Source organism: Streptomyces sp. NPDC015346 (assembly GCF_043078785.1).
Taxonomy (GTDB): Bacteria; Actinomycetota; Actinomycetes; order Streptomycetales; family Streptomycetaceae; genus Streptomyces.
In genome coordinates this window covers 1-9,060 of the sequence record NZ_JBIBTW010000017.1, presented here as the reverse complement: position 1 = coordinate 9,060, position 9,060 = coordinate 1, and the positions used below count along the sequence as shown (strand labels likewise).

Annotated in this window: 13 protein-coding genes; 10 read left to right on the top strand and 3 right to left on the bottom strand. The window is 68.7% G+C overall.

What is annotated here, in order from left to right:
• Positions 1 to 145 precede the first annotated feature (145 nt).
• Positions 146 to 445 (bottom strand): hypothetical protein, encoded by a 300-nt coding sequence (locus ACF06X_RS34610; RefSeq protein ID WP_392291307.1) that lies wholly within the window; start codon positions 443 to 445, stop codon positions 146 to 148.
• A gap of 41 nt (positions 446 to 486) precedes the next feature.
• Here ACF06X_RS34610 and ACF06X_RS34605 point away from each other — a divergent pair, with 41 nt between their 5' ends.
• Positions 487 to 768, top strand: coding sequence for a MafI family immunity protein (locus ACF06X_RS34605; RefSeq protein ID WP_392291306.1), 282 nt, complete (start codon positions 487 to 489; stop codon positions 766 to 768).
• Between the two features lie 524 nt (positions 769 to 1,292).
• Here the strand turns inward: ACF06X_RS34605 and ACF06X_RS34600 are convergent.
• Together ACF06X_RS34600 and ACF06X_RS34595 are read right to left on the bottom strand one after the other, a co-directional pair.
• Positions 1,293 to 1,985 carry an HAD family hydrolase gene (locus tag ACF06X_RS34600; RefSeq protein ID WP_392291305.1) on the bottom strand — a complete coding sequence of 231 codons (693 nt, stop codon included), beginning with the start codon at positions 1,983 to 1,985 and terminating at the stop codon, positions 1,293 to 1,295.
• Positions 1,972 to 2,838: a GntR family transcriptional regulator gene (locus ACF06X_RS34595; protein WP_392291304.1), complete on the bottom strand. Its 867-nt coding sequence runs from the start codon at positions 2,836 to 2,838 to the stop codon at positions 1,972 to 1,974. The genes ACF06X_RS34600 and ACF06X_RS34595 overlap by 14 nt, the downstream gene beginning before the upstream one ends.
• A 151-nt stretch (positions 2,839 to 2,989) precedes the next feature.
• Here ACF06X_RS34595 and ACF06X_RS34590 point away from each other — a divergent pair, with 151 nt between their 5' ends.
• From ACF06X_RS34590 to ACF06X_RS34550, 9 genes are all read left to right on the top strand, one after another.
• A complete protein-coding gene (locus ACF06X_RS34590; protein ID WP_392291303.1) occupies positions 2,990 to 3,322 on the top strand; it encodes a hypothetical protein in 333 nt (110 codons plus the stop codon).
• Between the two features lie 2 nt (positions 3,323 to 3,324).
• Positions 3,325 to 4,671: an FtsK/SpoIIIE domain-containing protein gene (locus ACF06X_RS34585; RefSeq protein WP_392291302.1), complete on the top strand. Its 1,347-nt coding sequence runs from the start codon at positions 3,325 to 3,327 to the stop codon at positions 4,669 to 4,671.
• Between the two features lie 76 nt (positions 4,672 to 4,747).
• On the top strand, positions 4,748 to 5,416 hold the full coding sequence (locus ACF06X_RS34580; protein ID WP_392291301.1) for a DUF2637 domain-containing protein: 669 nt from the start codon (positions 4,748 to 4,750) through the stop codon (positions 5,414 to 5,416).
• Positions 5,417 to 5,431: 15 nt separating this feature from the next.
• On the top strand, positions 5,432 to 5,617 hold the full coding sequence (locus tag ACF06X_RS34575; protein WP_392291300.1) for a mobile element transfer protein: 186 nt from the start codon (positions 5,432 to 5,434) through the stop codon (positions 5,615 to 5,617).
• 13 nt (positions 5,618 to 5,630) lie between these two features.
• The gene (locus ACF06X_RS34570; RefSeq protein WP_392291299.1) at positions 5,631 to 5,936 is read left to right on the top strand and encodes a hypothetical protein; all 306 of its coding nucleotides are present in this window, start codon (positions 5,631 to 5,633) and stop codon (positions 5,934 to 5,936) included.
• 90 nt (positions 5,937 to 6,026) lie between these two features.
• Positions 6,027 to 6,209, top strand: coding sequence for a hypothetical protein (locus ACF06X_RS34565; RefSeq protein ID WP_392291298.1), 183 nt, complete (start codon positions 6,027 to 6,029; stop codon positions 6,207 to 6,209).
• A gap of 5 nt (positions 6,210 to 6,214) precedes the next feature.
• Positions 6,215 to 7,624 carry a replication initiator protein RepSA gene (gene repSA / locus ACF06X_RS34560; protein WP_392291297.1) on the top strand — a complete coding sequence of 470 codons (1,410 nt, stop codon included), beginning with the start codon at positions 6,215 to 6,217 and terminating at the stop codon, positions 7,622 to 7,624.
• Positions 7,617 to 7,802, top strand: coding sequence for a helix-turn-helix domain-containing protein (locus ACF06X_RS34555; RefSeq protein ID WP_392291296.1), 186 nt, complete (start codon positions 7,617 to 7,619; stop codon positions 7,800 to 7,802). The genes repSA and ACF06X_RS34555 overlap by 8 nt, the downstream gene beginning before the upstream one ends.
• Complete coding sequence (locus tag ACF06X_RS34550; RefSeq protein ID WP_392291295.1) at positions 7,802 to 8,959, top strand: tyrosine-type recombinase/integrase; 1,158 nt, start codon at positions 7,802 to 7,804, stop codon at positions 8,957 to 8,959. Before ACF06X_RS34555 ends, ACF06X_RS34550 begins: the two co-directional genes overlap by 1 nt.
• The last annotated feature ends 101 nt before the right edge of the window (positions 8,960 to 9,060 follow it).

The following is a 9,060-nucleotide window of genomic DNA, read 5'->3' as shown; positions in this document are numbered from 1 at the left end:
GTGGGGCTAACAGGATTTGAACCTGTGGCCTCATCCTTATCAGGTCGATCATGGGGACTCTGGGACCTCGCCCAACGCGCTCCGCGCCCCAGCTGGCCTGCCGCTGATGTTCGGCAGCGATCGGCAAGATTCGCGCTCGTTGGTGTCAGCCGCTGATGTCATCGCCGGAGGGCGGCCTTGACAGGCTCTGGTCTTCCTCTTCGCCACCCATGGCGTCGAGCAAACGCTGACGGGCCGCGTCCAGGCGGCTGGCGTAGTCCGGCATGAAGACCTCGGGCAGTGTCGTTTCGAGGGTTCCGGAGATCGCGTAGATCCCGGACCAGACCGCACGGTCCGGCACGATGCCGTCCAGCTTGTCGGACCGCATCATGACCTCGTATAGCCAGTCAGACAGGACCAACGCCTGGTCGCGCGTGAGCTTGATGAGCACCGATTCCTCGTCCACGCGGTCACGGTACGCGACTGTCGGCGTGCCAGGATGCGGGGATGGTGCAGTCATACGCAATGTGGGAGAAGCGCGTACGGGACCTGGTCGAGTCCCTCATGGGCGCGGACTCTGAGCCCTTGCGCGGGCACCTTCTCGACTTCCTCAGGGCCGGTGAGCACGGGCTCGCCATCGAGACGCTTGCCGACTGGATCGGGGATCTGGAGGAGCCCGCGGTCGTTACGCCTGCCGACCGCGCACGGGTGCTCGATCTGGCCTCGGAATTCCCGGAGGAGACACGGATTCGTGTGCGGCGCGCTCTGGCTGATACCACCGGCAAATAACGCCCACGGTCAGTGGCACTGCTTGGGGTGGAGCTGCAGGGAGCTACCTGCATGGCCTACTACTCACCCCAACTCCCATCCCGTCTGCCGTCGACCCACACGTATGTGGAGCGGGCGCGGTGCCGGGCGTCCAGGTGGAGCGCGCCACTGTACGAACGACCTGGACGCCCGGTGCCGTGTCTGCTCGGCTTGTCCTGGGTCGGTGGCGGACGGGATGGGAGTTCCCCGCCTCAGCCCCCACCGGCCGGCACCCGCGTACGGCGCCCCCGCCATCCCGGAGCCTGAGCGCCCCCGCCGGAGGCATCTCGGTAACGGAGAGGGAACCGCGGCCGTTGGGGCTCGGGCTCATGCCCTTGGGCCTATCCCGTCTTGCAGGGGCGGGCGTCGGCGCAGCGCGCGCGGAGCGGGCCGAAGGCAGGAGCGTCGCGCGGAGCGGAGCCGGGAAGCCCGCCCGGCGGAGCGGAGCGCAGCCGGGTGCTTGATGAGGTAGAGAAACCTGTAACAGCTCCCCCGTTGTTCCTCGGCTACGCCGTGGTGAGTGCGTCGGCGATGGCGTGCATGTCGTCGGTGATCGCGTCGGCTTGCGCTTCGGCGAAGAGGTCGGCCTTGTGCGGCTTGTTGGCGTAGGCGATCACCGTTGTCCCGGCGGCGTGAGCGGCCTGGATGTCCGTGAGCGAGTCACCGATCAGCGTGCAGTTCGTGACGTCCATGTGCATGCGCTCGGCCGCCGTGATGAGAGGGAACGGGTTCGGCTTCATCAGGTGGGGCTGCCCCGTGGGGCGACCGACGATCTTCGCGACGTAATCCCCCAAGCCGTGCAACTCCACGAAGCGCTGAACGCACTCAGCGGAGTTGTTACTCACCACCGCGACCGCCCTTCCTGCGGCGTGCGCGGCTTGCAGAGCTTCCACAGCCCCTGGCGTCGGGGGGCCGGCCACGGCGACAGCTTCGACCTCGGCTGCCGTCAGTGCCTGCTCGACCTCCTGGCCGGACTCGGCGTTCGCCTCGTGAGCGATGCGCAGGACCTCGATCGGATCTTCGGTCTCGGATGCCTTCGCGCCCGCGGCTGCATCTTGGGATGAGAGCAGCGCGGTGAGTTGCTTGGCGACCTGGGGGGCGGGCAGTCCGGCGAACACGTCGCACACGGGGCCGTCGAAGTCGAAGAAGATCACGCGTGCGTTCGCCAGGATGCCGGAAAGCTCGTCATCGTGCGTCAAGGTCGAAGTCCCTTCCGATGGTCTCCCAGACGCTGTCGAACCACATGCGGGCCTGCTGGACCTGCTGGGCTCCGCTGGAGGACTCGCCGTCGTTGATCGAATGGTGGAAGAGCGTGGTGTCCTTGCCGACCAGGTCGTAGATCTCGATGGTCTCGCCCTGGGCGACGACCTTGTTGGGGCGGATCGGGTAGTACCCGAAGAACGCGTCCTCGTTGTTGATGACGTACAGCTTGAAGAACTGCGTGCCGCTGTGGACGCGGACGCTGATCTGCGTCTCGGCGACCAGGCCGAGGTGTTCCAACTCGGCGATGGCGTCACGGATGCTGCGGGTGTAGCTGACCATGATGTCGTGCATGCGGTCGCGGAGCCGCTTGTCGTCGGCCCCGTCCTCCATGCGCACGGGCGCGGCCTGCGGCACGGACATGTCCGGGACGAGTATCCGCATGGTGATGCTCGACGGGGTGAGCCTGCCGACCCGGATCTTGTCGAGCGGTTCCTGCAGCGCGCCGTGCAGGGTCTCGCTGGAGAATCCGGCGAAGTCGATGGTCACCTGATCCTTGGCGAAAGCCTGCTCGACGTACGGCCGCAGCCCCGCCGGCCTCTCGGTCCGGTTGCGGACGTAGACGCCGCTGCCCTTGCGGGAGACCACGAGCCCCTCGTCTTCGAGGTCGCGCAGTGCGCGTTGGATAGTTGCCCGGGCGAACCCGTATAGCTCCGTCAGCTTCGCGTGGGACGGGAGCTTCTCACCAGGGCTGAGCCGCCTCGTTCGGATGGCAGCGCTGAGGCTGCTGGCCACCTGCTCGTAGGGGGCTCGGTCGTCGTCGGGGTCTAGCGGCTCGGGGACGAAGGTCATGGGTCGATGGTAGGCGACACCCCTGAGGCAGGACAGTCATGCCAGTCATGTTGTTGACATGGCCAGCCATGTCTCCTACCTTCGAGATGTGACCAACCAGGATGGCCAAGTTGGTCATCTAGCCCCTTCCTGCCATCTCCAAGGAGAAGCCATGCCTTCGTTCAAGGTGGACACCTCGACCGCCGTGGTGTTCGTGGCCACGGCCCCCGTGCCGAAGCTCGTGAGCAAGCAGACCGGTGAGCGTGCCGTGGACCGGGAGACCGGCGCCGGGCTCTCGACTGTGGGTCTGCTGATCTCGGACGAGGGGGAGGGCAACCTCTACCAGGTGACCGTTCCGGAGACCGGCCTCCCCGAGGGCCTGGCGCCGGGTATGCCGGTGTCGGTGATCGGGCTGAAGGCCCGTGACTGGGAGAACACGTTCAACGGCCAGACCCGGCATGGGATCTCGTTCCGTGCGGTCGCGGTCACGCCGATGGGGGCCTGATCATGGCGGACCTGTCGACGTTATGGGAGGTCGGCCTCCCGCTCGCCGGGGCCGGTGGTCTCGGCTACGCGAAGGTGCGGGCGCCGCGGGTGTTCTGGTCGCTGGTCGGGCTGCCGGTCACGCAGGTGCGGTTCGCGATGTCGTACCGCTCCACGATGGACGTGTGCGGGTTGACCGTTCAGCCTTCTCGCTTCCGCGCTTTCCTCGTGCGCAGCGTGGCCCGTCGCAGCGACGTTCAGCCCGTGCCGCCGAAGATCCGCCGGGTGCGGGGTACCTCGACCGGGATGCGGGTCACGCTCCGGCTTCCGGCCGGTCTTGAACCCGCCGACGTGATGGCCGCCTCCGAACGGCTCCGGCATGCCTGGGGCGTCCACTCGGTCAACGTGATCGAGACCAAGCCGGGGTTCGTCGAGCTGCGGATGACCGGCTACGACGTCCTGCGGCGGGTGAAGATGCCACGCCGTCGCCCTTCCGGTCAACTGACGGTTCCGGTCGCTCTGCGGGAGGACGGCACGGCGTTCGTCCGGGATTACCTGAAGGTCCCGCACGCCCTGACGCTCGGCGCCAACCAGTCGGGCAAGTCGATGTATCAGCGCAACCTGATCGCGGGGCTCGCCCGGCTCGATGTCGCCCTGGTGGGGATCGACTGCAAGCGCGGTGTCGAACAGCGGGGATACGCACCACGCCTATCGGCTCTCGCGGTCACGCCCGAGGAAGCCGCCGGGCTTCTGGACGCTCTCGTGGAGGAGATGGAAGCGCGCTTCGACCTGCTGAGCGAGCATGGTGCCGCTGATGTGTGGGCGCTGCCGGAGAAGGTGCGTCCGGTGCCGGTCGTGGTCCTGGTGGACGAGGTCGCGGAGCTGTTCCTGGTGGCGGGGAAGAAGGACGAGGAACGGCGGGACCGGATGGTCATGCAGATGATCCGCCTGGGGCAGATGGCTCGCGCGGCCGGCATCTTCCTGGAGGTCTGCGGCCAGCGGTTCGGCTCCGACCTCGGCAAGGGCGCCACCACCCTTCGCGCGCAGCTCACCGGCCGTGTCGTCCATCGGGTCAACGACAAGCAGACCGCCGATATGGGATTGGGTGACATCGCCCCGGACGCGGTGGTCGCGGTGACGACGATCCCGCCTGACCGGCCCGGTGTCGCGGTGGCTGGCGACTCCTCCGGCGGCTGGTCCCGGATTCGCACTCCCGAGCTCAGCGCTGCCAAGGCCGCTGAGATCTGCGCCGAGTACGCGCACCTGACCCCGGCCCTTCGGCGCCTCTCTGCCTACCGGCCGGTGCAGCTCATCGCGGGCAAGCCCGTCCCGCCGATGCCGCTGTTCAAGCCGCTCCCCGCAACCGACTGACCTCCCCTTCCTGCCGGTTGGCGTGACCGACTCGCGCCAGGTCCCTACCCGACCCATGCCCGAAAGGAGGTGAACCGTGTTCCGAACTCTCCGCTTCGACGCCGTGCTCATCCAGGCCGTCATCGCAGGCGCCCTGTCCTTCGCCCACCTGCACGACCTGGCGGCCGCGGCTGGACAGGACGGCTGGAAGGCGTGGGCCTACCCGGTCAGCGTCGACCTGCTGATGGTCGCCGCCTGGCGCCGGATGCGCACGGATGGGGGCAACCGCGATGCCTGGCTCTGGTTCGCCATCGCCCTGACCGCGTCACTCGGCGCGAACGTCGCCACCGCCGGAATGCTCGACATGAACAACGTCCCGGCCTGGCTGCGCATCCTCGTCGCCGGATGGCCCGCCCTCGCCTTCCTCGGCGGCACGCTCCTCGTCCACGCACCCGGCCCATCGCCGAAGCCGCAGCCCATCGAAGAGTCAGACCTCGAACCCGATGTACCGGACCTGACCGTGGAGCGCGCCCCGGAACCGGCTCCCGAGCTGCCGCCGGCCGATCCAGCTCCCAAGGAAGCTCCGCCGGAGTCCGCTCCCTCGACTCCTGCCGTGCCAGTTCCGCCCGCGCTGCTCGACCACGCCAGAAAGATCGCGGACGCCCACCACGCCCAGACCGGTACCCCGATCGACACGGCCACCCTCCGCGCTCGCCTCGGCGTCCCGCCCGCCCTGGCGGACTCGATCGCCCTCCAACTCGCCTAACCGAAAGGAGAGACCGTGCGCCCGAACCGCTTCTACAACGTCGCCCGCTTCGGACCGGTGAGCGTCGGCACCCACCACAACGGCCGAGGCCGCACCAAGCACACCGCCGTGTGCACCGCCCCCGGCTGCGACTTCTCCGCCGACTACAACACCCGAGCCGCCGCCGAACTCGCTGCCCGCACCCACCGCTGCAAGGCCTGAGAGGACTAAGCCCGTGTTCACTCCCAAGTACCCCACCCCGGACACCGCCACCCCGACGCACCACCCGGCGCCCGAGCACACCACCGCCGTGACGCCGACCACCCACGCTCAGGCTCCGGTGCCGGTCGCCCCGGCCCGATCGACGGTTCAGCTCACCCCCGGCAGCGCGATCGCTCTCGCAGCCGGTGGCGGTGCCGTGGTCCTGGTCGTCGGCGCCGTCCTCGTCTCGCTGCTGCTCGCCGTCGCCATCACCGGCATCTCAGTCGCCATGATCGCGGTCGTCCTGCGCCTGCTCCTCAAGGACCTGCACAAGCGCTGAACGGCCCCCGGGGCGGCCTCGGTCGCCAAACTTCCGCCGCCCCGGGCGCCTGCACCCATCCAGATCCAACGGACCCGAAAGGGAGAGCTCATGATGCCCCAGACCACCTCGACCCCGCGCGTCTGCCGCGACTGCGACGGCTTCGCCACCGCCACGATCACCACCGGCCTCCGTTCGGCCAACGGCACCCGGGACACCATCCGCGTCGACTGCCCGACGTGCCGGGGCGTCGGCCACACCATCCCAGCTGCCCTCGTCCGCGCCGGGAAGTGACCGCCTTGACCGACACCGCCACCGCGGCGGGCCTGGACCCGGCCACCTTGAGCGATCTGCTCCGGGTGGCCGGGTCCCCCGGCTTCGACCGCCTCACCGACCAGATCCGCCGCACCGGAGGATGCGCCGCACCCATCCGCCTGTCCGGCGGAACCAAGCTCCTCGACCCGGCCACCAAGACCGTGCTCCACGCCTACACGACTGATGCCGAACCCGGGGGCGTCCTGCGGGTCGCCTGCGGCAACCGGCGGGCTTCCCGCTGCCCCGCCTGCGCCTGGACTTACGCGGGCGACACCTACCACCTGATCCGCGCCGGGCTGGTCGGCGCTCCCGACAAGGGCACCCCCGAGACGATCCGCGACCACCCCCGCGTCTTCGCCACCCTCACCGCACCGTCCTTCGGCCCCGTTCACAACCGGCCCGGCACCCGGCCCTGCCGCTGCGGAAAACAGCACCAGGAGGACGCGCCCGAACTCGGCACCCCGCTCAACCCTGAGACGTACGACTACGCGGGCGCAGTGCTGTGGAACAACCACGCCTCTGAGCTGTGGCGGTACTTCACGATCTACCTCCGCCGGGAGATCGCCGCTCGCGCCGGCATCACGCAGAAAGCTGCCCGCGAGCAGTCCCGGGTGTCGTTCGGCAAGGTCGCCGAGTACCAGAAGCGTGGCGCCGTCCACTTCCACGCCGTCGTCCGCTTCGACGGCCCTGCAGGACCCGACACCCCGCCGCCCGCCTGGGCAACACTCGACCTGCTGACCGACGCCATCCGGGCCGCAGCCGCCCGCGTCCAGGTCGTCGTGCCCGCCGCCCCGGACTACGGCGTCGACCAGGACGTGACCCTCGCCTGGGGGACCCAGCTCGACGTCCAGCCCATCGGCGCCTTCGGCCAGGGCGAGGAACTGACCGAACAGGCCGTCGCCGCCTACGTCGCCAAGTACGCCACCAAAGCCGCCGAGACCACCGGCAGCGTCGACCACCGGGTGGGCAACAAGGAAGCGCTCGTCCTCCTCGACGTGCCCGACCACCCCCGGCGGCTCATGGAAGCCTGCATGGACCTCGACGCCGCCTACCCGGACCGGCGGCTCCGCGCGTGGGCTCACATGCTCGGCTTCCGCGGCCACTTCTCCACCAAGTCCCGCCGCTACTCCACCACCCTCGGCGCCTTACGCCAGGTCCGCGCCGATTACCGCGCCGCCCAACAACGCGCCTCCCTCGGCCTGCCCGACCCCGACGAACACCCCGAGGCCACCGTCCTCGTCGTCGCCCAGTGGGCCTACGCCGGTCACGGCGCCACACCCGGTGAGTCCTGGCTCGCCGCCAACATCCGCCGCGACATCCAGCACAACCGCGAAGCCGCACGCGAGTACCGGGCCCAACTCGAAGCCGACGACACAGGGGACTGGGATGACTGACGAGCTGTTGACCGTCTCTGAGGTCATGGCCCGGCTCAAGGTCGGCCGTACGACCGTCTACGACCTGATCCGCACACACCGTCTGCCCTCCCTCACGATTGGCCGGAGCCGCCGCATTCCGGCGGAGGGGCTGCGCGTGTACCTCGCTTCGCGACTTCAGTACGAGGAGGCTGCCTGATGGCCAAGCGTCGTCCCAACGGCGGGGGCACGATCACCAAGCGGAAGGACGGTCGCTACCAGGGCGCCGCTTACGTCACCAACACGGACGGCCACCGTGTCCGCAAGTTCGTGTACGGCGCCACGTACGACGAAGCCGCGGAGAAGCTTGGCAAGCTCCAGGATCAGGAGCGCAACGGCGTCCCCGTGCCCTCCCGCTCGTGGAGCCTCGGTGAGTGGCTGGCCTACTGGCTTGAGCACATCGTGGAGCCGGAGCGCGAGCACAACACCTACGCCAAGTACGAGTCCAAGGTCCGGCTCTACCTGCTGCCTCACCTCGGCAAGAAGCCGTTGGTCAAGCTCACGCCCGCCCAGATCCGTACGTTCATGGCCGCGCTGAAGCGCGAGAAGGTCGGCGCCGCGACTCGCTTCGAGGTGCTGCGCATCCTCCGGAACGCGCTCAACCGGGCCATGCGCGAGGAGCTGCTGACGCGGAACGTCGCGCTGCTCGTGGACATGCCCAAGGTCAGCAAGGACAAGGCCAAGCCGTGGAACGCGCGGGAGGCGATCACCTTCCTGCGGTCGGCTCGGGCTCACCGCTTCTACGCGGCCGGCGTCCTGGTGCTCGTCCTCGGGCTGCGCCGCAGTGAAGTGCTGGGGCTGCGCTGGCAGGACACCGACTTCGAGAACCGCCAGTTCACCCCGGTCAAGCAGGTGCAGCGCGAGAAGGGCAAGGGCCTGGTCCTGAAGGACCTCAAGACCGAGTCCTCACAGGCCGTGCTGCCGCTGCCTGAGTTCTGCGCTCGCGCCCTGGAGGAGCGCCGAGAGCTGCAAGAGCTGGAACGGAAGATCGTGGGTGACGACTGGACCCAGGAGCCGGATCACGACGTGATCTTCTCGTCGGAGCGTGGCGGCCTGACCGACCCGGTGGGCTTCTCCCGGACCTTCGACCGGCTGGTGACTCGGGCCGGTGTCCGCCGCATCACGGTCCGCCTCGCCCGGCACACCTGCGGCACCCTGCTCGCGTTTCTGAAGGTTCACCCCAAGGTCGCTCAGGCGATCCTGCGCCACAGCCAGATCAGCATGACCATGGATGTCTATACACACGTTGTGGGTGACGGGGAGCGCGAAGCTGTATCCATGCTCGCCGAGCTACTGGAAGACCCGCTGATCGGCTGATGTCAGCCGTAGATGTCAAAGACCCCCAGCCGCTATCGACTGGGGGTCTTTTCGCTGGTGGGGCTAACAGGATTTGAACCTGTGGCCTCATCCTTATCAGG